Raw genomic sequence first — 22,467 nt, 5'->3', positions numbered from 1 at the left:
TTGCCCCGGGGCCGGTCACGCCAGGCTCACTGGCGCAGCTCGGCGAGCTTGCGCATGTCCACGACGAGATCGTAGGTGCCGGCGGCCGGCTCGGCGGGGCCCGCCTCGACGGTGTAGGCGGAACCACGCGGCAGCTTGTCCGGAAAACGGGCCCGCACCGCGGCCTTGAACATCTCCTGCGCCGCGCGCTCGGAAGCGCTGGTCACGACGCCAAACTCGTCGCGATAAATCCGGGTGGTCGAGCGCTGGTCGGCGGTCGGGGTGATGACATAGGCGCGGACCACCTTGTTGAAGCCAGCACGGAGGACGGCGCCGCGCATGAGGCTCCACTCGTGGCCCTGGGGCTCGGCCACCAGCAGGTAGGGCTGGCGTTCGGCCACGAAGCCCACCAGCGCAAACACCCCCGCGTAACCGCTGTAAAGCAGGTGGGTCTTGACCTTGCGCCCCTCCAGCAGGGTGCGGACGGCGAAGAAGCCGAGCATGAGCACCAAGCCGGCCAGGGCAAAGAGCGTGCGATAGCCCGCGGAGCGCTCCGCCGCGACAAGACTGATGGCCGAGGCGAGGAAAGGCAGCGCGAAGAGCACGATCTTCCACTTGCGCAGCGCCACCGCGTTGCCCGAGGCCTGCACGCGGCGGAAGGCAAAGTAGAACAGCGCGATCATGCCGAGCGCCAGCAGCGCATAGAATATCACCCCGCTGAAATGATCGTCGGCGATCGCGTAAAGCGCCAGCGAGTTGGGCAGCGGGTGCAGCACGAACCAGAGCAGCTTGGTGAACGGGTTGGTCTCAAGCGCCATCCGCCCGGACTGCTCGAACACGCCGTTGCTGAAGAGCCCCTGCACGAGCAGCCAGCCGAGCAGCATGCCGGTGAGCATCACGGCGAGATGGGTCCCACCCCACTTGAGGTCGTTGAGCGGCTCGCGACCGCTGCGGACGAGGAAGATGGCCGTGATCGGCACCAGCGCGAAGAGCACGTTGGACTGGTAGATCAGGGAGGCGGCGGCGTAGATCATGCAGCCGCCGAGGAGGGCCACCACGCGCTTGAGGCCGCCCCGCTCGATCTCGGTCTCGACGGCGGAGAAACCCGCCAGCGCGAGGACCAGCGTGAGCACCTGCGGCCAGCAGGCCGCCGCGCCGACCACAAATTGCGACGAAGGCAGGAAGACGATGCCGAGGCTGAGGGCGGCGGACTCCACTTCGCCCCAGTTCGAGTGATAAAGCTGACGCCAAAGCACGATGGCCAGAACCACCAGCAGCCCCACACTCAGCAACCGCATCCACATGAGGTTCTCCACCTGACCGGCCAGCGCATAGCTGGTCTCCAGCAGCGCACCGTAAAGCGGACGCCCGTGGGAAGCGGTCACCTTGACCAGTTCGCCCTGCTCTTCGCGGGCGATGCGCAGGAATTGGTAATCCTCCCGGATGCCATACTCATGCGACAGGGTCTGCCAGTAAACCAGCAGAGGAAGCAGCAGTAGGAGATAGAAACAGATACGCGTGCGCATGGTCAGAGGAGCATTTCCTGCTGGTCGCTGTGTGGCTTAATCCCGATGAAACGTCCATACCGTTCGAGCCAGTCGTCGATTTTTTCCAGGTAATAGACAGGATCGTAAGGGGCCTTGGCCGGATCATGGCTGGCGAGGGGCCGGGCGCGCTGCCAGTCGGAGGTCTGGCCCTTGGCCTTGGCGACGATGTAGTAGCTGACCCGCTCGCCCATGCGCGGGCGCGGGTTCATCTGGAGCGCGACTTCGGCGGCGGCGCGCCGGGGCTTTCCGCCGCCCGCCACCCACTGTTCGTAGGCTTCCGGGTTTTGACTGAGGGTCTCGGACTTCGCGAGGTCGGCGACCGGATGCGAACGATCTGCGATACTGTGGCGAAGGCGATTCACCTCAGCTTCCGGCGAGTCGGGCGATACGCCCAGCACATGCGCGATGAGGTGGTCGCCGAGCCGTTTCAGGAAGGGCTCGATGCCGCGCGAGCGCAGCGCCGACCCGCGCAGCGTGATCTCGCCGCCCGCGGCGAGAGCGTAGTTCTTGGCCTTGTAGCAGAACATGGCGTCGTAACGTCCGTCGAACTCCAGCTCGATGCCCGGCGGCATGATCTTCGCCACCGAAGCGAGCAGTTCCTCGGGTTTTTCGAAGTGCGCCTTTGCCGAGAGGTAGATGCCGTCGGTGTCGGCTTCGAGAATGGTGCAGCCGAGTCGTTCGAACTCGGCGATCAGCGCCTGCAGCAGCTCGCGGCCGCGCCGCGTCACCTCGGCCGCGAGTTCCCCGTCGCCGAAGCGCGCGGCGGAGAAACCGAGGTAGCCGTAGAACGAGTTGATGAGAATCTTGAACGCCGTTTGCCGCGCCTGGGCTTCGTCGCGCTCGGCGGCCGTCGGGGCGGTCTTGGCCAGCTGCTTGTATTTCAGGCGGTATTCGCGCAGCCGGCGCAGCATCGGGATGAACACGCCCAGCGTGTCGGTCTTCGGGTTGCGGCCGATGGCCAGCAACAGGCTCGGGTAAAGCGAGGCCACGTCGAAATGCAGGACGTGCTTGAACACGCCCTCCTGGAAACTGCGGGTGAACCCGCCCTCGAAGGTCTCAATCTCACCCAACGGCGCCGGGCAAGCCGCCCGCGCGTGGTAGTATTCCTCGAGGAACAGGAGGTCCACCTTGCCGCCGGAACCGCGCAGCGCCGCCTCCTGCAGCAGGATCGGAAACGCCCGCGCCTGCTCGAAATAGGTCGGCAACAAAACGTCGGCGAGGCCCTTGGTCTCGCGCAGATCATCGGCGAGGTAGGCCAGGAACTGTTCCCGGTTTTCGCGGAAGGCGTGCTGGATCTGCGCGCCGTCAATGTAGGTGCGGCCCTCGCCCGACTCCGGCGTGATGCCGAAATAGACCGCGACCTCCTTGAGGCCGTAACCGGTCATCTCGCGGGCGGTGACGTCGTATTGTTGGACGAGCAGGTAGGTGTCGATGACGGCGCGGCCGGGCAGGTCGCAGCGCGGGAAATCGATCCAGCGCTCGGCCACCTTCATGCGGCTGTTGCGAAACTCGGCGTTGAGCCCGAAGCGGCCCCACGCGCAGGGCACCTTGTGGCGCTTCGACCGCTGGCGCAGGTAATCGAGGTCGAACTTGTGGATGTTGTGGCCCTCGACCACGTCGGGGTCCATCTCGCGGAGCAGTTCGTTGAAGGCGAGCAGCAGGCGCTTTTCGCCGGCGTCGGTTTCCTCGCCCAGTGTCAGCAGTTCGCGCCGGTCGCCGCATTGCAGGCCGATGGCCAGGATGCGGTCGCCCGGATTGCGGGCGTCGCTGAAGCCGCCCGCCTCGGCCGCGGCCGTCTCGATGTCGAGCTGGCAGCGACGCAAATCCGCAAAATGCAGATTTTCATACAACCGCGCGCGCCGCTGCAGGAGCCATTGGCTCTCGTAGGGCTTGAGCACGTCGCGCTGCGTGCCGTCGGGCGCGGCCTTCAGGCAGGCGTTGAACCGCTCCAGCGAGTCGGCGTGCAGCAGATGCCGGAACAGTCCGTCGCCCCGGAGCGTCTCGACCGCGATGCCTTCGCCGGCCACGACCTCCGACAGCCAGGCAAAGGGCCGGAGGCTGTCCTCTCTTTCCTGCCGGCCGCCGCCGGGCTGCGCGGTGCAGACCCAGGCGCGGCCGTCGTCGTCAATCCACAGACCGCAGATCGGCTTCTCGCTCACACCGCGGCGGGGAAGCGGAAGATGTAAACCGTGGCGAGCGCCACGAGGATCAGGCCGAGGGCGATGGCGGCCAGCGTGCCGCGCAGGTGCGGACGGCGGTAGGCGATGCCGGCGAGCGCCGACAGGCCGAGCCAGCACACGAGCTTCACGATCACCCAGGCGGAAAACTGGTTCGCATGGATCTTGGCCAGCAGGCCGAAACCGCTCACGAGCACCAGCAGGGTGGCAATGCCGGTGATGATCATCGTCTGCTTCCGGTTCGCCGGATCAGGATTGGCGAAGGCCATGAACGTGTGCGCCGTCAGCACAAACAGGGAGAAGATATGAAGCAGGTAGTAATACTGGGGGTTCATGGTGTGGGAAAAAGAGTGACACCCCGCCTGTGCCGTGCGCCCAAAGGCTCATGTCCTTTTTATGTTAAAGGTGGGCGCCGCCCGCCGCGCTTCAGCCTTCCGGTTTACGGCCTGGCATCCACACGGCTGTCGGTAGCTCCCAAATTATTACAAAGGCAAAGAGCGTGTATCAAGGCACCTCGAACACTGCAGGGTGTCGGGGCCGAAGGTAGGCCCGTCCCCTCCGCCGTCAAGTGCCGGAAACCTGAAACTTGCGACCTGAAACCTGAGACAACCCCCACGGCGGGTCGCCGTGGCTGCACGATCGAGCTTCTGGAGCGCGGGCGACCTCGCCCGCGGCGATGCCGCACCGACCCGGGCGCCACCGACCTATTTCAGGTCTCAGGTTTCAGCCCCCAGGTCTCTCCCCCTCGCCTACTCCGTCCCCGCCGGGCTCAGGTGCTCGAGGATGATCTTCTGGATTTGGTCGAGAAACGTGTAGGCGGCAAACGGCAGGCGCAGCTCCTGCGGAATCAGCTCCACGGGAGCATCCTCGTCCTCCAGGATCTCGGCCGAAACTTCGGCGAGCCAGCGCGTGAGGATGCGGATGCGCAGCGCCGAGCAGGCCCGCAGCAGCGAGTCGCAGTTCTCGGAATCAATCGAGATGGCGCCGTCGGTGAAGAAGTCCGAGTCAAACAGCCCGAGCAACTCGCGCACGTCGCTGTTCTGCCCCGCCATCAGGTCCTGCGTCCAGGTCTCGTTGAACTCGGCGTCATGCTCCGGAAAGGTCGCCTTCACCGCCAGCGTGTCGCGCAGGTCGTCGGCGGCGGCCTTGATGATGTCGAGCAGCGGCGCCACCGCGCTGATGTTCAGGCGGATTTCAACCTGCTTCATGCTCAGGACGGTTCCTCCGGCTGGATGATCGCCGTGAGGTGCCATTGCTGGAGCGCGAAGACATGCGCCTCGGCCTGCTCGCGCGTGCCGGCCCACACGATGGAGCGGCCGCTCTCGTGCACCTCCAGCATGTGGCGGCGGGCGCGCTCCTCGTTGAAACCGAAGACGCGCCGCAGGACCATGACGACGTAGGACATCCGGTTGACGGGGTCGTTGAGCACCACCACGCGCCACATCCCGGCCAGTTGCGCCTGCGGAGCCTCGACCGGCGCCGGCAGCCGGCGGGACGTGGATTCGACGGCGACGATCATGCTTCTGTCATCGCGAGCCTGCGACAGCGGGCGCGGCGATCCATCCGACTGGATTGCTTCGTCGCGGTGCGTCTCGCAATGACAACTCATGCTTGGGCGGCTTGGCGGACGGCCTCGGCGACAACGCGCTCGGCATCCGCGATCGGAACCTTGGTGATTTCCTTGGCCCGACGCCACTTCATTTCGAAGATGCCTTCCTTGAGTCCCTTGCCGCCCACGGTGAGGCGCAACGGCAGACCGATGAGGTCGGCGTCCTTGAACTTCACGCCCGGGCGCTCGGCGCGGTCGTCGATCAGCACCTCGGCGCCGGCCGACTCGGCGGCGGCGGCAAGCTTGGCGCAGAGATCCTTCGCGGCGGCGTCCTGCGGGTCGAGGTTCACGACCAGCACCTGCCAGGGCGCGACCTGCCAGGGCCAGACGATGCCGTCGGCGTCGTTGCTCTGTTCGATCACGGCCTGAAGCGTGCGGCTGATGCCGATGCCGTAGCAGCCCATGACCATCGGGTGCGACTGCTTCTGGTCGTCGGTATAGACGGCGCCGAACTTCTCGGAGTATTTCGTGCCGAGCTTGAAGATGTGACCGACCTCGATGGCGCGGTCGATCTTGAGGGGCGCGCCGCACTTCGGGCAGGGCTCGCCGGCGCGCACGGAGCGGAAGTCGCCGAACCGCGTGATCTCGAGGTCGCGCGTGACGTTGACGTTGCGCAGGTGGAAACCGTCCTTGTTGGCGCCGGTCGTGCCGTTGCCGATGAGGCGGATGGCGTGGTCGGCGAAGATGCCGGCGAGCGCGCCGGGGTTCTTGATCGTGCCCTTGACCGTGCCGAGGCTGCCGGGCTTCGCGCCCATGACCGGCTCGATCTCCTCGGGCGTGGCCGGACGCCACAGCTGGAAGCCCAGCGCGCCGAGCTTGGCCTCCTCGAGATCGTCGCAACCGCGCAGGATGACGAGGAAGGGCTTGCCGTCACCCATGTAGACGAGGGTCTTGAACTGCTGGTCCGCGGCGACGTTGTAGGGCGCCGCGGCCAGGGCGGCGATCGTGACGATGCCGGGCGTGGCGAATTCCTCGAGTGCACCCGCGGGGGCGGCGTCGGCGAGATCCTTGGGCACGATGCCGCTGGTGGCCTTCTCGCGGTTGGCGCTGTAGCCGCTCTGCTCGCAATAGACGATGTCGTCGTCGCCGACCGGGGCCGGGACCATGAACTCGTGGGAGAAGCTGCCACCCATCACGCCGGTGTCGGCCTCGACGGGGATCGTCTTGAGCCCGCAGCGGTTGAAGAACGCCGTGTAGGCCTCCTTCATCTTGCCGTAGCTGATGATCGCGCCCTCGTCGGTCGTGTCGAAGCTGTAGGCGTCCTTCATCACGAACTCGCGGGCACGCATCAGGCCGTAGCGCGGACGGATCTCGTTCCGAAACTTGGTGCCGATCTGGTAGAAGTTTTTCGGCAGGTCGCGGTAGCTCGTGATCTCGGTCTTCACGAGTGGCGTGATGATCTCCTCGTGGGTCGGGCCGAGGACGAACTCCGGTTCCTTGGCGCGGCCCTTGCCGGCACCGGCGTGGTCCACGCGATACATGATCTCGCGGGCGGCGGCCCAGCGCGGACCCTCGACCCAGTTCTCCGACGGGTGGATGAAAGGCATGGCCAGTTCGATGGCCCCGGCGCGGTCCATCTCCTCGCGGCAGATCTGGCTGATCTTCTGCATGACCTTCAGGCCGGCCGGCAGGAAGGTGTAGAGCCCGCCACCGAGCTTCCGGACGAGGCCGGCGCGGAGCAGGAGCTTGTGCGACGCGATCTCGGCGTCGGAAGGACTTTCCTTGAGGGTGGGAATATAAGTCTGCGACCAATACTTCATGAAGCGGGCACGAGAACATCCCCGCCGGGGCGGCGCAACGGAATTTCCTGAGAGTGGAAGGCATCTCATTTGACACCAAGACTGCCTTAAAATGCTAGAAGGCGAATGGCGGGCAGGGAAAACAGAAGGTCAATCCGGAGTTAACCACTGATGCTTCACCTAACGGCTACGCTTTAAAGTCACCTCCGCCTAATCGGCTCCGGAATTGGCTTCGGAGCGCGGCTAATCGCCGCGGGAGAATCGATCTCTCTGATCTGATATTGATCAGTCGGCGATTAGCCGACCCCCGAAGCTTCCTGGCGGAGCCGATTAGGCGTAGCCGCACCCCGTAGCAGAGCCGTTAGGCGATGCATCAGTGGTTAAACTCTCCGGAGGTCTGAAGGATTAACCTGCGTCTTAAAGTCGCTTGAGGTTCTCCGGCAGTCTGGCGATAAAACATGGATATGCCCGCCCACCACTCCAGCCGCAAACCCTGGCCCATGAAATGGATCGTCGTGTCCATCGTGGTCTTCGTCGTGGGCTACACGGTGGTGAACCTCTATTTCCGCAAGCCGGGCAAAGCCTACCGCCCCTATCAGGACGCCAACGACCGCGCCACCACCGCGCGCCTCCTCGCCGCCGGCTGGCACAAGCTGCCGCTGGACACGCGCCGCCCCATCGAGAAAGCCGCCCTCGACCACGCGCCCGCCCCCATCGCGCACGGCGCCGTCGGCCTCGGCCTGGATTTCGCGCCGAATTTCGCCGAAGCCCCCAAGCTCGTCGCATCCATTGACAAGGTCACCGCCCCGGCCGAGGTGGCGCACGGACAGGATTACAGCCTGCATTTCACCGCCAGCGTGACGGACCAGCACCTCCAGCTCGGCGAGCTGACGCTCTACCAGCGCGGCAACGAACTGGTCCTCGTGCCCGAGACCGAGAAGCTCCCCGGCCAGCAGCTCATGACCCGCTGGAACGACGCGACGCACGCCGTGACCTTCGCCACCACCGCCCTGCCCCCCGGCCGCTACAGCGCGCGCATCGTCGCCCGCGGCCCGGCGGCGACGTGGAGTTTCACGGTCAAATAGCGCCGGCGGGAGCCGGCGCTCAAGTAACAAGTATCAAGTGGCAAGTCTCAGGAAGGATGGCCGGATCAGATGCGTCCGCATTGCCTTCCACTTCGCTGTAAAGATCCATCCGGTTTCTGTTCGTTAGCTTTTCCTGATACTTGATCCTTGTCACTTGTTACTTCCCTGCGCCGCGGCCCGCACGCTCCGCATGAATCCCCATTGACGACCAACGCCGGATGCCCGATTAACTCTGCACCACAGATGAGCAGCAACGGCTCCGCCCTCAAACCCACCGACCTGCGCGGTATCCTGAAATACGTCCCGCGCTTCCAGGGCCAGATTTTCGTCATCGCGCTCGACGGCTCCATCGTGGCCGACGACAACTTCGAGAACGTCATCACCGACGTCGCCGTGCTCCGCTCCCTCGGCATCAAGGTCGTGCTCGTCCACGGCATCGGCCAGCAGATCGTCGAGCTCGCGAAGGTCCGCAGCATCGCCATCACCGACTCGGTCGGCACGGGCGTGACCGACGCCGCCACCCTCGACCTCGCCATCCGCGCCTCCTCGCGCGTCACCCACCTCGTGATCGAGGGCCTGACCGCCAACGGCCTCAAGGCCGCCCTCACCAACGCCGTGCGCGCCATCCCCCTCGGCATCCTCCGCGGCGTGGACCACCAGTTCACCGGCCGCGTGGACCGCATCGACCGCGACTTCATCCAGCAGCTCATCGGCTCCGGCGTCGTGCCCGTGGTCAACCCCATCGGCTTCGACCGCGACGGCAAGCCCCTGCGCGTCAACTCCGACCTCCTCGCCGCCGAGCTCGCCGAGGCCCTCCAGGCCACGAAGATCGTCTATTTCTCCCCCTGTCTCGGCCTCGAGATCAACGGCAAGCTCCAGCACGACATCTCCGTGGACAAGCTCCGCAAGGTCCTCGACGAGAAGCCGGAGTCCATCAACGAGCCCATGCGCAGCAAGGCCGCCCACGCCGTGAAGGCCATCGAGACCGGCACGCCCCGCATCCACCTCCTCGACGGCCGCGAGCTCGACGGCCTGCTCGCCGAGGTGTTCTCCAACGAGGGCGTCGGCACGCTCATCTACGGCAACGACTACCAGCAGATCCGCCGCGCCACGAAGCGCGACGTGCGCGCCATCCACAACCTCACCCGCTCCGGCATGAAGCGCGAGGAGCTGCTCCCGCGCTCGCAGCAGTCCATCGAGAAGGCCATCGACGACTTCTACGTGTTCGAGATCGACGAGAACATCACCGCCTGCATCTCGCTCAAGACCTACCCCGACAAGCCCGGCCTCGCCGAGATCGGCTCGCTCTACGTGATGCCCTTCTACCACAACCGCGGCATCGGCCTGAAGATGGTGGAGTTCGCCTGCCTGCAGGCCGCCGAGCGCGGCGCCAAGGCCGTGCTCGCCCTCTCCACCCAGGCCTACAGCTTCTTCACCTCCGTCTGCGGCTTCGACGACGCCGACAAGGACGTCCTCCCGCCCTCCCGCCTCAAGTCCTACGAGGAAAGCGGCCGGAATTCGAAGATCATGATCAAGCGACTGTGAGCCGGGCTGTCTGGCGCGATCGCGATGCCGCTGGCTTGACGGCGGGCCCGCTTCTCGGCGGGCCGGGTTGAATGGAGGGCCGGTCTCCGCACCGGCCGTTCATCGCACTCGCTGGATCCTTCACTCCGTTCAGGATGACAGGAAACGGGAACAGCACCGACAACGTGTGATTCTGATTCCGGGTTCGTGAGGGAGGAATCCATGGAGGGCACATCTCCCGATGTGCCCCGGCCCAGCGGGAGCTGGGCCCTCCACCAAACAGGATCAGGCCTTCAGCTCCACAATCACCTGAATCTCCACCGTGGAGCCCTTGGGCAGGCCGGCGGCGGCGACGGCGGCGCGGGCGTGTTTGCCGGCGTCACCTAACACTTTGCCAAAGAGGTCCGAGGCGCCGTTGATCACGGCCGGGCTGTCGGCGAAGCCGCTCACCGCATTCACGAAGCCGGTGACGAGCACGATCTGCTTGATGCTGTCGAGGCTGCCGGTGGCGGCCTTGATGACGGCGAGCGTGTTGAGCGCGCAGACCTTGGCGGACTCGTAGGCCGCTTCGACGGTCTGCTCCTTGCCCACCTGGCCGACGTGGGTCATCACGCCATTGAGGGCACTGATCTGCCCGGCGACGTAAAGGAGGTTGCCCGTGCGCACGTAGGGCACGTAGCTGCCGGCGACGGCGGGCGGATTGGGAAGTGTGAGGCCGAGTTCGGCGAGTTTGGCTTCGATGCTCATGGGGAAAATACAGTCACCACTAATGGACACTAATAAACACTAATGTTGGTGAGTCCGGACTGTTCGGGTCATTAGTGAGAATGAGTGTAGATTAGTGGTTCACGGATTGGCGGAGTGCGGGATAAATTCGAAGGTCGCGACGTCCTCGACGGTCACGGGTTTGTCGAGGAGGCCGAGCTCCTGCAGGAGGGTGATCTGCTTCTGGAGGCGCGCGGCGGTGAGCAGGCCGGCGAACTCGCCCTTGGCCGGGTCGCCGAGCACCAGCTTGTAGTCGTTCATCGCCTTGATGCTGTAAGCCATGAACTCGGGCGAGAGGTCGTTGCGGAGCTTGGCGATGGCCTGGTTGCCGGGGGTCGGGTCGCCGCTCAGGTAGTCCACCCAACCGCGCAGGCTGGCGCGCACGAACTTCTCCACCGCGACCGGGTTCTCGGCGAGGAAGAGCCGGCCGGCGAAAATCACGCGGTAGGGCTCGTAGGTGTCGTTGGCGATGAGCAGCGCGCCGACCTCGGCGCCGCGCTGGCGGGCGAAGAAGGGCTCGTTGGTCACGAAGCACTGCTGGAGCAGCGTCGGGTCGTTCATGAACCGCGCGAGGTCGCCGACCAGCGGCATCTGGTTGAACTCCACCCCGAGCTTCTTCCGCACGACATCGAGCCAGGTGGAGACCGAGCCGGCCATGAGCGTGCGGCCCTGCAGGCCCTCGAGGTTGCGGAGCGGGTGAGAATTGTGGAAGAGGATGCCCTGCGGATCGCGCTGCATCTCGGCGGCGACCATCTGGATCGGCAGGCCGCGCGCGATGGCCACGATCACGTCGTCGCCGTTGGTCATGCCGAGATCCGCCTCGCCCAGCGCGACGAGCTGCTTCATCTGCGCGTTGGGCCCGCCCGGCAGGATCTCCACGTCGAGGCCTTCCTCGGCGTAGTAGCCCTTGGCCAGCGCCTGGTAGTAGCCGCCGTGCTCCGGCTGCGGAAACCAGTCGGTCTGGAACCGGATCTTCACCAGTTCGTTTTCGGTGTGGAGCGGCGCGACCGGCTCCTGCTTGCCGCAACCGGCCAGGAAGATGACCACCGGTAGAACGAGCAAGAGGCGTGGAATGGAAGGCTTCATCTCGGGCAAATAGATAACCACGAAACACACGAAATACACAAAAGTTTTCCGCTAATTCCCAGAGGGCCAGGTTCCCGCGCGGCCTCGCATGGGTAAACGGGAGGGTCGGTCTCCGCACCGACCGGAATCGATCACGGCCGGTGCGGAGACCGGCCCTCCACCCATGCAGCGATACTCCCTTTCGAGTATTCCGTGTGTTTTGTGGTGCCCCACCGCGGTCATCAGTGGTCGTCGCGGTCGAAGGAGTCGTGCCACTTGTGGAGCACGGCCCAGTTGAGCAGCGAAATGGCGGCCACGAACAGGAATCCCAGCAGGCAGCTTGTCAGCGCGGTGGCGAAGAGCGCGGGGATCTTGATCTGGGAATTGTAGCTATAGACAAGATACCCCAGCCCGCCCGAGCCGCCCGACGTGTTGCCGACCATGTATTCGCCGAAGATCGCGCCAATGGGCGCAAGCGTGGCGGCGATGCGCAGGCCGGTGAGGTAATACGGCATCGCCCCCGGCACGCGCAGATGGATGAGGTCCTGCCAGCGGGTCGCATTGGCCATGCGGAACAGCGCCACATGGTTGAGGTCGGCGGAGATCAGCCCCTGCGTCGTGTTCACGACCACGGGAAAGAAACTGATCAGCCAAGTGATGGTGATGATGCCGGGCGTGCCCGGTCCGGCCCAGAGCACGATGATCGGCGTAAGGACGATGACCGGCGTCATCTGCAGCACCAGCAGCCACGGATACAGCCCGGCGCGCAAGGCCCGCGCTCCGCCCAACAGCAGCGCGATAGCGAAACTGGAGACCGCCGCCAGCAGGAAGCCCGCGAGCGCCCCGACCGAAGTCTTGCCCACGGCCGGCAGGAGCCGCCCGCGTTCATTCCACGCCGCCTCAAGAATCTCGCCGGGCGTGGGCAGGATCCAACTTTGCAGGCCGCTGAAGTGCCGGACCGCATACCAGACGGCGACGAAGACAGCGCCGCTGATCACGGGCAGGAGCCAGAGCCACAAGGTGGGGAGTTTTTTCATGGGCGTTCCTCCCCGACACCGCCGCAGCGTGTCATCCTGAATGAAGTGAAGGATCCAGCATGATGTCCGTCAGCGCTAGCGCCCTTGGATCCTTCGCACTGCTCAGGATGACGGTAACAAAGTTTATTCCTAATCGCACCGAAGCGGACCCCGGATTGGTCCGTGATTTCGGAATGACAGTTTCGAAGGTTTTGCCTCACGGCGCCTCCTCCACCTGGTGCAGCAGGCGCGACACTTCCGTCACCTTGGCCTGAAACTCCGGTTGCTCCCGCAGCGCCTGGTCGCGCGGATACGGGAAATCCACCGCCACCTCGGCGTGGATGCGACCGGGATGCGCGGCCATCACGACGATGCGGTTGGACAGGAACACCGCCTCACTCACGGAGTGCGTCACGAACAGCGCCGTGAATTTCTGCCGCTCGCGCAGCTGGAGCAGCTCTTCGTTGAGCCGGTTGCGGGTCATCTCGTCGAGCGCACCGAACGGTTCGTCGAGCAGCAGCAGCTCCGGCGAGAGCGTCATGGCCCGCGCGATGGACACGCGCATCTTCATGCCGCCGGAAAGCTGCCGCGGGTAGTAGTCGCGGTTCTTTTCCAGCCCCACCCGGGCGAGCGCCTCGGCCGCGCGGGTGTGCCGTTCCGCCGCTGCGACACCGCGCAACCGCAACGGCAGCTCCGCGTTGGCCTGTGCCGTGAGCCACGGCAGCAGCGTCGCGTCCTGGAAGATGAACGCCTGCCGGTCGCGCGCCTGTTTGGGGCGGGTGCCGAGCACCGCCAAGCCGCCCTCGCTCACCGGATTGAGACCGGAGACCAGCTTGAGCACGGTGGACTTGCCACACCCGCTGGGGCCGATCAGCGAGACAAAATCACCCGCGGCCACCGCGAGGTCGAGACCGTCCAACACCAGCGGTCCGGCGCCGTAGCGCTTCCGCACCGCTGTGAATTTGACGATGGGCGTGGCCTCCTCCATGAGTCTTTCCGAATGGATACAAACGCGTCCAAAACGCCAGACCCATTGCCGCTGGCGGCGTGGCAAAACCTGTCACCGGACGCCGCCGCCCGCGAAGTCCACGCCCGCGTCGCCGCCCTGCCCGATCATCTCCGCCGCGCCGCCGTCGCCTGGCTGAAACCGGAGCCTGACCTGGCGCACGAGTTTTCTACCGGAGGGTCGGTCTCCGCACCAACCGCGACCGACACGGCGGCCCGCCCTCGTCCCCTCCGCGGCATCCCCTATCTCCTGAAGGATCTCTTCGACCTCGCCGGTGTGCCCACGCGCGCGGGTTCCACGTTTCTCGACCAAGTGCGCCCCGCGCCAAAGACCGACAGTCGCATCGTCCAACGCCTCGGCGAACTCGGCGCGGTCTGCGCGGGCAAAACCCATCTCGTGGAATTCGCCTCCGGCCTGACCGGCGAAAATCCACACTACGGTGACTGCCCGCATCCGCGTTTCCCCAACCGGTTGTCCGGCGGCTCCAGCAGCGGCTCGGCCGCGCTCGTCGCCGCAGGCGTGGCGCCGCTCTCCATCGGCACCGACACCGGCGGCTCGGTCCGCGTGCCGGCGGCGTGGTGCGGTTTGCACGGTTTCCGCCTTTCGCCCGGCGACGAATTCATCCGCGACGCCTTCCCGCTCGCGCCCACGCTGGACACCGCCGGCTGGTTCACCGCCAGTGCGGGCGACATGCTGGCGGTATGGCAGGCTTGGACCGGTAGCCGCGTGGGCGCGAAAGCGACAACGGGGTCGTCCACGCTTTCATCCCGCCCAGCCGGGACTCAAGCGCGGCTACCGGATACCCCTCCGAGGGGCTGCTACCTCAACGCCCGCAAACTCGTGCCCGGCATGGACCCCGCCGTCGCCACCGCCTGCGATTACGCCGCCGCCAGCCTGAGCGCGCATGCCGACCCGGTCGCCGAGGCCGCGCTCAGCCTTTCGTGGAACCACGCGGTCGAGTCCTACATCACCATCGGCATGAGCGAGGCCCACGCCGTGCACCGCCACTGGCTCGCGCCCTACCGGGAACACTACGACCCCGTCATCTGGAAACGCTTCACCGACGCAGGCCATTTCCCCGCCGCCGACATCGCCCGTGCCCGTGAGCGGCTCGCGGAGGTGCGATCCGTCTTCCGCGATTTCTTCCGCGCCTACGACTACCTCGTGTTGCCCGCCGTGCCTTGCGTCGCACCCACCAAGACCGAGGCGAACCTCGAGCTGCGCCGCAACATCCTCACGCTCACCGCCCCCGCCAGCCTCGCCGGCCTGCCCGTGCTCACGATCCCCGTGCCGCTCAATTCCGGACTGACCGCCGGCCTGCAGATTATCCTACCGTCCGCCGACAGCCCGGCCGTGCCATGGCTGCTGAGCCGGTAGGGCCGGTCTCTGAACGGCCGCGAAGTCGATGGCTCGTTCGCTGGATTCTTCGCTGCGCTCAGAATGACACGCATAGAAAGTTGCTTCCGTTGCTGTCATGCTGAGCTCAGCGAAGCATCCAGCGCCTGTCGTTCCGCTGTTGCGGGAACTCGGCCTTCTGGGGGCCATCCGGCCGGTCGGAGACCGGCCCTACTCGATGCCGAGCAGCGTCGCCGCGTTGACGCGAAAGATGGAGTCGTCGGCGCCCGCGGCCTTCGCTTCGGCGAGCAGGTCGGCGAAGCCGTGCCCGGCGCCGGTCTTCGGGTAAAGCATCAGCGGATAATCCGAGCCGAACAGCACGCGGCCGATCGGACCCTTCTTCCAGACCTCCGGGCCGTAGAGCAGCGGCGAGGCGGCGGTGTCGAACCACACGTTGCGCAGGCCGGCGGCGGCCTCGGCCCACGCCAGTCCCCCGCCCCAGTGTGCGAGGATGAAATTCGTCTTCGGAAAATCCTTCGCCATCGCGATGAAGTCTGCGAGCGGCGTGTCCACGCGGCCGGGATAAGGCCGCGAGGCGGGATCGGTCACGTGCAGGTTCACGGGCATGTCCAGCTCGGCGGCCAGCTCAAGGATGCGGTGCCAGACGGGCTCGTCCAACGGCACGTGTTGTGAGTGCGGCGACAGTTCGCCGATGCCGCAGAACCCGGCGTCCTTCGCCCGACGGATTTCGTCGAGCGCCTTTTGTCCGGCATCGGGATGCACGGTCGCAAAGGCCGCGAAGCGCGTCGGATACGCCTGCAGGCAGGAGGCGTAGAACCGGTTGTGCTCCACGCAGGTCGCATGGCGTTCCCAATACCAGCCCATCAACACCGCCCGGCGGATGCCGGCGGCGTTCAGGTCGAAAAGGAGCTGCGCCATGGTGGGAAACGCCTGCACGGGCGCGCCGTCCTTGCGCTTGCGGGTGCAGAGCTGCGCCCAGTGCGCCTCGCCATGTTCGGTCGCCCAGCCCACCGGGTCGCGGTTCACCGCAATCGGGTAAAGGTGCACGTGCGCGTCGATCAGGTCCACGGCGCAACCTTCACCACGGAAGCACGGCCCCGCAAGCCGGGACTAGAGCGGGAGACTGCCCGCAAAGGTGGAGCGCCTTGCTCCCCAAGGCGCTTTCGCGCGACACACATCCTATGCGCGTTGAGGAGCAACACGCGCCACCTGCGACCGCTCAGCCCGCCACCAGCTTCGCCGACAGGCGGTTGGTGTGCTCGACGAGCACGGGCAAATCCACGGTCACGAGCCGGCCCTGGTCCACGACGCGGCGGCCGTGGATGAAGCTGTAGTCCACGGCGCCGCTGTCGCAGAAGACCAGAGCGGCCACCGGGTCGGTCTGCGCGCCCGCGAAGGCCGGGCGGTCGAGATTCACCGCGATGAAGTCGGCGGCCATGCCGGGCGCGAGGCAACCGATGTCATCGCGACCGAGGACCCGCGCGCCGCCCAGCGTGGCGAGTTCCAGTGCCTGCCGGGCGGTCATGACCGACGCGTCCTGCGCCCCCACGCGCGCCAGCAGGCAGGCGGCGCGGGTCTCGTGCAGGAGGTTGCCGGAATCGTTCGAGGCCGAGCCGTCCACGCCGAGGCCGACCGGCACGCCGGCGTTGAGCATCTTGCGCACGGGCGCGATGCCGCTCGCAAGCCGCATGTTGCTGCACGGACAATGCGCCACGCCCGTACCGGTGCGGCCGAACTTCGCGATGGCCGCGTCGTCGAGTTGCACGCAATGCGCGTGCCAGACGTCGTTCCCCACCCAGCCCACCGACTCGGCGTAGTCGCCGGGCGTGAGGCCGAACTTCTCGCGGCTGTAGGTCACATCGGAGGCATTCTCGGCCAGGTGCGTGTGCAGGCGCACGCACCGGTGCGACCGCGCCAGCGCGGCCGACTCGCGCATCAGGTCACGCGACACCGAGAACGGCGAGCACGGCGCCAGGGCCACGCGCAGCATGGCGTGCCTGGCCGGGTCGTGGTATTGGCGGATCAGCCGCTCGCTGTCGCGTAGGACGGCCGCCTCCTTCTCCACGAGCGCATCCGGCGGCAGGCCGCCCTCGCTCTCACCCACGCTCATGCTGCCGCGGCAGGCATGGAAGCGCATCCCGATGTCGCGCAGCGCGCGGATCTCGTCGTCGAGCCTGCAATCGTTGGGAAACAGATAGAGGTGATCGCTCGACGTGGTGCAGCCCGAGAGCATCAGCTCGGCCGCCGCCATCTGCGCGCTCACATAGACGCCCTCCGCGGTGAGCCGCGACCAGATCGGGTAAAGCGTCTTCAGCCACTGGAACAGATCGCCGTCCTGCGCCGCGGGCACGACGCGCGTCAGCACCTGGTAGAAATGGTGGTGCGTGTTGACCAGTCCCGGCAGCACGACGTGCCGCCCGCGCAGGTCCAGCACCTCGTCCGCCGTCAAAGGCAGGTCCGCCGTGCGCCCGACCTGCTCGATCACGTGGTCGCGCACGAACAGCGCGCCGTCACGGATTTCCGCCCGGTTGGCGTCCATTGTGACCAGCGTGTGGATGTTTTTGATCAGCAGCGTGGGCATGGACGGCAGAAATACACAAAGGAGCCAAGAAGCGAAGGCTCTCTTGGCTGCTTAGCTGCTTTCTGTTGGTTCATCCTTGCCGGGCCAGAGCAGCGTCAGGACCAGCGCGGTCAATCCGCCGGCCGAGATGCCCGATTCCAACAAGCCGTGCAACCAACCCGGCAGGCTGGCCAGCAGCGCCGGTTGCGTCGGCAGACCGAGGCCCATGCCGAGCGACAGCGCCACGATCACTCCCTCGCGCTGGCCGAGCCCGACGGTCAGCAGCAGTCGCACGCCGGCGACGGCGACGAGGCCGAACATCATCAGCGCCAACCCGCCGAGCACAGCCGGCGGCATGACCGTGATCCAGCGGCCGACCAGCGGCACCAGCCCGAGCACGGCGAGGATGACCGCCATCACGTAGCCCACGCGCCGGCTGGCCACGCCGGTGATCTGGATGACGCCGTTGTTCTGCGCGTAGGTCGCGCTGGGAAAGCCGCCGAAGAGCGCCGACACCGTGCTCGTGATGCCGTCGGCGAGGACACCGCCGGAAAGGCGCTTCCAGTGATCCGGCCCCTTCGCCGGCAGGCCCGAAAGCTGCGAGGTCGCGGTGATGTCGCCGATCGCCTCCAGCATTGAGACGAGGGTGATGAACAAAAACGGTGGCACGAACTTCCACTCGAAGGCGAAGCCGTGCGGGAAAAGCCTCGGCATCGTGAACCAGCCCGCACCCGGCTCCGGCGCCTTCAGTCCGCCGACGAGACCGACCACCAGACAACCTGCCACCACCCCCAGTGCAGCCCCGGCGATGCGCGCCCATGACCGGCCGGTCGCCTGCGCAACCACGATGACCGCGATGACCACCAGGCCCACGACCAATCCAAGCCACGGCGGCGCCCCGGGAGCCACCGGGGCCGCGAGGCCGTAGAACGCCGTCGGGATCAGCGAGGCTCCGATGAGCAACACCACCACGCCCGAGACCAGCGGCGTGAAGACCCGCTTGAGCCGGGCAATGAAGGGCGCGAGCACGATCAACATAGGCGCGGTCACGCACGAGATTCCCAGCATCAGCGCGAGCCCGCCGGCCTGTCCGGCAGCGCTCAGAGGCTGGAGAAAGGCAAAGCTCGTGCCCGTGACACTCAGCAAACCCGAGCCCACGGGGCCACGTCGCCGGCATTGCAGCCAAGTGCCGAACGCCGAGGCCAGCAGCGCGATGCTGACCAGATAGGCGGTGTCCGCCTGCGAAAACTTTAGTGCCCCGGCGAGGATCAGCGGCGGGGTGACCGTGCCGACCACCATGGCCGAGACGTGCTGGACCCCCACGAGCACCGAAGGCCCGAGCGGGATGCGGTCCTCCAAGCCGTAGATGATCGTGGCGCTTTTGTCCGGGGTGGTCGGCGGGGGCAGGACTTCCATGCTTCACTCCAAGCAAGCCTTGGGCCAATGGAGGGCCCAGCTCCCGCTGGGCCGCGGCTCAGCGGGAGCTGAGCCCTCCAACGAGCCGGCAATCACTTCACCCGCTCGATCCGCACCGTCCAGTCGCCGCCGGAGGCCAGGCCGTGTTTTTCGGAGAAGCTGCCCATGTTGAGGGCGAAGGCGACATTGAGCAGGCTGTTCAGGTAGAGCAGCGGCTCGCCTTCCTTGACGTCGCCAAAGGTGCGCACGTAGGGGATGACGCCGCGATACTTCTCCCGGCCGTCGTGGAAGATGATCACGGTGAACTTGTCGCCAAACTGGGGCGCGGGGCTGAGTCCCTCGAAGAGCGTGTCGGGAATGTTCGACCAGACGTTGCCGTAGTGAAAATCGATCAGCGGGATCGTGCCGACGAGCGCCGCGCCGTCGCGCGCAGGCTTTTGGTAGGGCAGACTGATCACCTTGGGCTCCAGGAGCGGGCCGACCTGCTCATAGGTGATGACGCCCGCGGCGAGGCGGGCACCGACGAAGGCGTAGATATCGCGGCCGTGGAAAGTGTAGCTTTTCTCCGAGCCGGCACGGCGATTGGTCTTCTCGTCGATGCGGCGGACGGCCGCGACGCCCAGTTCCTCGGCCACGAGCGTCCAGGTGCCGTTGTCGGGACCGACGAAGTAGTGGCCGCTCTTGGTTTTAAGCACAACCGACGCGCGCTCGGTGCCGACGCCGGGATCGATCACGGAAATGAAGACCGTGCCCTCCGGCCAGAACGCGGCGGTCTGCTTCAGGCGGTAGGCGCCCTCCCAGATGTCGTAGGGGGTGTTGTCTTGGCTGAGGTCGAAGATCGGCAGCTTCGGCGACACGCCGAAGGCGATGCCCTTCATGGCGGCAACGGCGCCGTCCTTGGTGCCGAAGTCGGTCTGGATGACGAGCGCGTGCTGGGCGGAGGCGAAGGTGGCGGTCGAACAAAGGAGTGACAGCGCAAACAGGAGACGTAGCGATTTCATGGTCGTGGGAAGAGCGTTATCCGTAACGTGTCATTCTGAGCGGAGCGAAGAATCCAGCCGCAAACGGACATGATGTCCGCGTTCCTCTGGATTCTTCGCTGCGCTCAGAATGACAAGCAAGGTGTTTTGTGGAGACCGGCCCGCCCTCGGGCCGGTGGGACGAACGCTCCGGGGCGGGGGCGACCCGGCTCCACTCGGACCGCAGGCAAAACAAAGGGCCGCCCGTTTGCACAGGCGGCCCTCGAATGGCTATGGCTTAGAAGCTATACTTGGCGGTGAACTGCACCTGGGTGCCGGGGAGGGCCAGGATCGAGCCGTTGCCGTAAACGGCGTTCGGCGGCGACCAGTTCTCCTCGTCGGTGGCGTTCAGCACCTGCACGCGGAAGTCCCAGTCCTCGTATTTGTAGGAGGCGGAGGCATCGAGCGTGTATTGGAAGGGGATGACGAGCGTGCCGGCGGTGTTGTTGTTCATCTTGCCCGTCATGACGGTGTTCGCGGTGAGCGTCAGGCCGTTGTCAAACGAGTAGGAGAACAGGGCGTTGAACAGGTGGCTCGGCAGGCCGGGGACCTTGGTCAGCGTGCCGATCGGCACGGTGGCGCCGACGGAGTTGCCCGGGGGCAGCTCGCTCGCACCTCCGAAGAGGCCGTATTGGAAGCCGGCCGAGGCCTCGGCGTCGATGTAGGAATACGAGAGCGTGGCGTAGATGTGCTTGTTCGGCTGGTAGTTCATCTCGGCCTCGAAGCCCTTGTATTTATACTGCTGCACGACGGTGGAGCTGGTGCTCTTGGCCGTGCGCTTCTGGTCATAGACCGCGAAGTTCAGGAAGAGCGTGTTGCCCTGGAGGGCATACTTGGTGCCGAGTTCGAACAGCTCGCTGGGCTGCTGGAAGAGCTCCTTGTCGAGGGCGGTGCCGGCCGCGTCCCAACCCGTGATGCCGCCGCCGTTGCCGACCGCGCCCGAGGTGTTCTTCGACTTGTTGTAGGTGAAATACACGCTCGAGGTGCTGGTGGGCTTGTAGATGATCGAGGTGTTGAAGTTGGGCAGCTTCACGTCGATCCCGGCCTCAGGATGCCACGGCGCCAAGGGCTCGCGCACCTCGGCCTTGAAGAAATCCACGCGACCGCCGGCCACGATGCTCCACTTGTCGTTCGGGTCCCAGGTGCCCTGGACAAAAGGCCCGATGGTCGTGCCCTTGGAGTCGTTGGTGTCGCCGTTCCAGATGCCGGGCTGGGCGAAGCGGCCGGGCCAGCCGGGCACGGGGAAGCCGGCGCCACCGTTCACGAACGCGGCGGAGTTGTAGACGTTGATGAAGTTGCGGTCCTTCGTGATGTCCCAGGCGTTGGCCGGCTCGAAGAAGTAGTCGTCATACGCCTTGGTGCGCTGGTAACGGAGGTCGAGGCCGGTGATGACCTGGGCCTTCGGCAGCTTGAAGATGAAGTCCGTGCGATTTTCCATGAAGTAGGACGGATCGATGATCTCGCTGTAGTAGTAGGTGGAGATCGTGTCGCGCTGCGTGTGGCTGAAGAACGAGGTGTTCTTGATCGTCAGCTCGGACGAGACCTTGGCGGTCTGGATGGCCTGGATGTTGAACTCCTCGCCGTAGGAGTCGTTGCTGGGCCGGAGCAGGCGGGTGTGGCGGTTGATCGGCACCTCCGGACCCCAGGCGATGGTGTTGCCGCCGCCGAGAATGTGATAGGAGTTCTGCGCGTCGGAGGGCGCACCGGCCGAATTGTTGTTGATGTTGATACCGGTGGTGTAGAGCCCGTTGTCGATCAGGTTCTGGGTGACGCGGTTGATGCCCCAGTTCTCGGTGTAGTTGGCGAAGAACATCTGGCTGTTGATGAACAGCTCGTAATTCGGGGTCGGGCGGAAGCTCAGCGCGCCGTAGAAGGCGTGGGTCTTCTTGAAGCCGTTCTCGTAGTAGCCCTCGGAGTCCTCGCCCGAGTAGCTGACGCGGTAGGCGACCGTCTTCGAGATCGGGCCGCCGATGTCGGCCGTCCAGCGGCGGGTGTTGTAGGAACCGATGGTGACGCTGACCGAGCCCTTGGTCTTGTCGAAGTAGGGCCGCTTGGAGATGAGGTCAACGAAGCCGCCGACATACATCGAGGCGCCCTGGACCGCGGTCGCGGGGCCCTTCACGATGTTGACCGACTCGACGGAGTTGAAGTCCACCGGCATGCCGTTGCCGTTCGAGGTGATGCGGGCGCGCACGCCGTTGAGGAAGAGGTCGGCGGACTGGCCGCGGATGCTGGCGTTGGCCGGGGCGCCGAAGTTCGTCGTGGTGAAGGCCGAGGAGGTGAGCTTGGAGAAGTCCAGCACGCTCTCGATGCTGATGTCGCTCAGCTGCTGGCGGGAAATGATGGTCACGTTGCGCGGCACATCGACGATGTTGTCGTCGGTGCCGAACACGGAGTTGAAGGGCCGGGCGATCGGCAGGACCATTTCTTCAATCTCGACGTCCGAGGTGACTTTGAAGCGCTCGAGTTCGAGGATTTCGCCGTCCTTCGGCGGGGAATCATCGACCGGCGGCGTGGTCTGGGCGGTCAGGCGCCCGGAGACACTGGCGAGAGTGAACACGGCCAGCAGTGTGCGTGGAAGCAGGTTGGGTTTCTTCATGGTAG

The 22,467-nt window shown here is 65.8% G+C and carries 18 protein-coding genes and 1 other RNA gene; 3 read left to right on the top strand and 16 right to left on the bottom strand.

Features of this window, described 5'->3' with window-relative positions:
• Positions 1-26: 26 nt before the first annotated feature.
• The 7 genes from ESB00_RS07010 to ESB00_RS06980 all read right to left on the bottom strand — a co-directional run bounded on the left by ESB00_RS07010 (position 27) and on the right by ESB00_RS06980 (position 7,072).
• Positions 27-1,505, bottom strand: coding sequence for a hypothetical protein (locus ESB00_RS07010; protein ID WP_129046996.1), 1,479 nt, complete (start codon positions 1,503-1,505; stop codon positions 27-29).
• Between the two features lie 2 nt (positions 1,506-1,507).
• The gene (locus tag ESB00_RS07005; protein ID WP_129046995.1) at positions 1,508-3,685 is read right to left on the bottom strand and encodes a DNA polymerase domain-containing protein; all 2,178 of its coding nucleotides are present in this window, start codon (positions 3,683-3,685) and stop codon (positions 1,508-1,510) included.
• Positions 3,682-4,038, bottom strand: a complete 357-nt coding sequence (locus ESB00_RS07000) for a SirB2 family protein (protein WP_129046994.1) — start codon at positions 4,036-4,038, stop codon at positions 3,682-3,684. The genes ESB00_RS07005 and ESB00_RS07000 overlap by 4 nt, the downstream gene beginning before the upstream one ends.
• A 16-nt stretch (positions 4,039-4,054) precedes the next feature.
• Positions 4,055-4,236: non-coding RNA, 6S RNA (gene ssrS, locus ESB00_RS06995), on the bottom strand.
• Positions 4,237-4,452: 216 nt separating this feature from the next.
• Positions 4,453-4,911, bottom strand: coding sequence for a hypothetical protein (locus tag ESB00_RS06990; protein ID WP_129046993.1), 459 nt, complete (start codon positions 4,909-4,911; stop codon positions 4,453-4,455).
• Between the two features lie 2 nt (positions 4,912-4,913).
• Positions 4,914-5,222: an ATP-dependent Clp protease adaptor ClpS gene (locus ESB00_RS06985; protein WP_129046992.1), complete on the bottom strand. Its 309-nt coding sequence runs from the start codon at positions 5,220-5,222 to the stop codon at positions 4,914-4,916.
• An 86-nt stretch (positions 5,223-5,308) separates the two neighbouring features.
• Positions 5,309-7,072, bottom strand: coding sequence for a proline--tRNA ligase (locus tag ESB00_RS06980; RefSeq protein ID WP_129046991.1), 1,764 nt, complete (start codon positions 7,070-7,072; stop codon positions 5,309-5,311).
• A gap of 443 nt (positions 7,073-7,515) precedes the next feature.
• Here ESB00_RS06980 and ESB00_RS06975 point away from each other — a divergent pair, with 443 nt between their 5' ends.
• Entirely contained in the window at positions 7,516-8,136 is a 621-nt protein-coding gene (locus tag ESB00_RS06975) for a hypothetical protein (RefSeq protein ID WP_218938698.1), read from the top strand.
• Positions 8,137-8,379: 243 nt separating this feature from the next.
• On the top strand, positions 8,380-9,681 hold the full coding sequence (argA, locus tag ESB00_RS06970) for an amino-acid N-acetyltransferase (protein ID WP_129046989.1): 1,302 nt from the start codon (positions 8,380-8,382) through the stop codon (positions 9,679-9,681).
• Positions 9,682-9,945: 264 nt separating this feature from the next.
• On the opposite strand, the gene ESB00_RS06965 is transcribed toward argA, so the two are convergent.
• From ESB00_RS06965 to ESB00_RS06950, 4 genes are all read right to left on the bottom strand, one after another.
• A complete protein-coding gene (locus ESB00_RS06965; RefSeq protein ID WP_129046988.1) occupies positions 9,946-10,407 on the bottom strand; it encodes a RidA family protein in 462 nt (153 codons plus the stop codon).
• A gap of 99 nt (positions 10,408-10,506) precedes the next feature.
• Positions 10,507-11,511 carry an ABC transporter substrate-binding protein gene (locus tag ESB00_RS06960; protein ID WP_129046987.1) on the bottom strand — a complete coding sequence of 335 codons (1,005 nt, stop codon included), beginning with the start codon at positions 11,509-11,511 and terminating at the stop codon, positions 10,507-10,509.
• Positions 11,512-11,732: 221 nt separating this feature from the next.
• A complete protein-coding gene (locus tag ESB00_RS06955; protein ID WP_129046986.1) occupies positions 11,733-12,527 on the bottom strand; it encodes an ABC transporter permease in 795 nt (264 codons plus the stop codon).
• Between the two features lie 196 nt (positions 12,528-12,723).
• Positions 12,724-13,494 carry an ABC transporter ATP-binding protein gene (locus tag ESB00_RS06950; protein ID WP_129046985.1) on the bottom strand — a complete coding sequence of 257 codons (771 nt, stop codon included), beginning with the start codon at positions 13,492-13,494 and terminating at the stop codon, positions 12,724-12,726.
• Between the two features lie 12 nt (positions 13,495-13,506).
• Between ESB00_RS06950 and ESB00_RS06945 the strand changes: the two genes are divergently transcribed.
• The gene (locus ESB00_RS06945; RefSeq protein WP_129046984.1) at positions 13,507-14,889 is read left to right on the top strand and encodes an amidase; all 1,383 of its coding nucleotides are present in this window, start codon (positions 13,507-13,509) and stop codon (positions 14,887-14,889) included.
• 189 nt (positions 14,890-15,078) lie between these two features.
• Here the strand turns inward: ESB00_RS06945 and ESB00_RS06940 are convergent, their stop codons facing one another.
• From ESB00_RS06940 to ESB00_RS06920, 5 genes are all read right to left on the bottom strand, one after another.
• The gene (locus tag ESB00_RS06940; RefSeq protein ID WP_129046983.1) at positions 15,079-15,936 is read right to left on the bottom strand and encodes an amidohydrolase family protein; all 858 of its coding nucleotides are present in this window, start codon (positions 15,934-15,936) and stop codon (positions 15,079-15,081) included.
• A 151-nt stretch (positions 15,937-16,087) separates the two neighbouring features.
• A complete protein-coding gene (locus ESB00_RS06935; RefSeq protein ID WP_129046982.1) occupies positions 16,088-17,449 on the bottom strand; it encodes an 8-oxoguanine deaminase in 1,362 nt (453 codons plus the stop codon).
• 51 nt (positions 17,450-17,500) lie between these two features.
• Positions 17,501-18,844, bottom strand: coding sequence for a uracil-xanthine permease family protein (locus ESB00_RS06930; protein WP_129046981.1), 1,344 nt, complete (start codon positions 18,842-18,844; stop codon positions 17,501-17,503).
• 92 nt (positions 18,845-18,936) lie between these two features.
• Positions 18,937-19,845 (bottom strand): SAM hydrolase/SAM-dependent halogenase family protein, encoded by a 909-nt coding sequence (locus tag ESB00_RS06925; protein WP_129046980.1) that lies wholly within the window; start codon positions 19,843-19,845, stop codon positions 18,937-18,939.
• Between the two features lie 256 nt (positions 19,846-20,101).
• The gene (locus ESB00_RS06920; RefSeq protein ID WP_164976082.1) at positions 20,102-22,462 is read right to left on the bottom strand and encodes a TonB-dependent receptor; all 2,361 of its coding nucleotides are present in this window, start codon (positions 22,460-22,462) and stop codon (positions 20,102-20,104) included.
• Positions 22,463-22,467 lie beyond the last annotated feature (5 nt).

The organism is Oleiharenicola lentus, from assembly GCF_004118375.1.
Lineage (GTDB): Bacteria > Verrucomicrobiota > Verrucomicrobiia > Opitutales > Opitutaceae > Lacunisphaera > Lacunisphaera lenta.
The sequence above is the reverse complement of the archived record's forward strand: the minus strand, read 5'-3'. Positions and strand labels throughout refer to the sequence as shown.

Excerpts from the sequence above, each read along its gene's own strand:
- ESB00_RS07010 (WP_129046996.1), bottom strand. The coding sequence starts at position 1,505 with ATGCGCACGCGTATCTGTTTCTATCTCCTACTGCTGCTTCCTCTGCTG.
- argA (WP_129046989.1), top strand. The coding sequence starts at position 8,380 with ATGAGCAGCAACGGCTCCGCCCTCAAACCCACCGACCTGCGCGGTATC.
- ESB00_RS06950 (WP_129046985.1), bottom strand. The coding sequence starts at position 13,494 with ATGGAGGAGGCCACGCCCATCGTCAAATTCACAGCGGTGCGGAAGCGC.
- ESB00_RS06990 (WP_129046993.1), bottom strand. The coding sequence starts at position 4,911 with ATGAAGCAGGTTGAAATCCGCCTGAACATCAGCGCGGTGGCGCCGCTG.
- ESB00_RS06985 (WP_129046992.1), bottom strand. The coding sequence starts at position 5,222 with ATGATCGTCGCCGTCGAATCCACGTCCCGCCGGCTGCCGGCGCCGGTC.
- ESB00_RS06955 (WP_129046986.1), bottom strand. The coding sequence starts at position 12,527 with ATGAAAAAACTCCCCACCTTGTGGCTCTGGCTCCTGCCCGTGATCAGC.
- ESB00_RS06960 (WP_129046987.1), bottom strand. The coding sequence starts at position 11,511 with ATGAAGCCTTCCATTCCACGCCTCTTGCTCGTTCTACCGGTGGTCATC.
- ESB00_RS06965 (WP_129046988.1), bottom strand. The coding sequence starts at position 10,407 with ATGAGCATCGAAGCCAAACTCGCCGAACTCGGCCTCACACTTCCCAAT.
- ESB00_RS06935 (WP_129046982.1), bottom strand. The coding sequence starts at position 17,449 with ATGCCCACGCTGCTGATCAAAAACATCCACACGCTGGTCACAATGGAC.
- ESB00_RS06925 (WP_129046980.1), bottom strand. The coding sequence starts at position 19,845 with ATGAAATCGCTACGTCTCCTGTTTGCGCTGTCACTCCTTTGTTCGACC.
- ESB00_RS06920 (WP_164976082.1), bottom strand. The coding sequence starts at position 22,462 with ATGAAGAAACCCAACCTGCTTCCACGCACACTGCTGGCCGTGTTCACT.
- ESB00_RS06945 (WP_129046984.1), top strand. The coding sequence starts at position 13,507 with ATGGATACAAACGCGTCCAAAACGCCAGACCCATTGCCGCTGGCGGCG.
- ESB00_RS07000 (WP_129046994.1), bottom strand. The coding sequence starts at position 4,038 with ATGAACCCCCAGTATTACTACCTGCTTCATATCTTCTCCCTGTTTGTG.
- ESB00_RS06975 (WP_218938698.1), top strand. The coding sequence starts at position 7,516 with ATGCCCGCCCACCACTCCAGCCGCAAACCCTGGCCCATGAAATGGATC.
- ESB00_RS06980 (WP_129046991.1), bottom strand. The coding sequence starts at position 7,072 with ATGAAGTATTGGTCGCAGACTTATATTCCCACCCTCAAGGAAAGTCCT.
- ESB00_RS06930 (WP_129046981.1), bottom strand. The coding sequence starts at position 18,844 with ATGGAAGTCCTGCCCCCGCCGACCACCCCGGACAAAAGCGCCACGATC.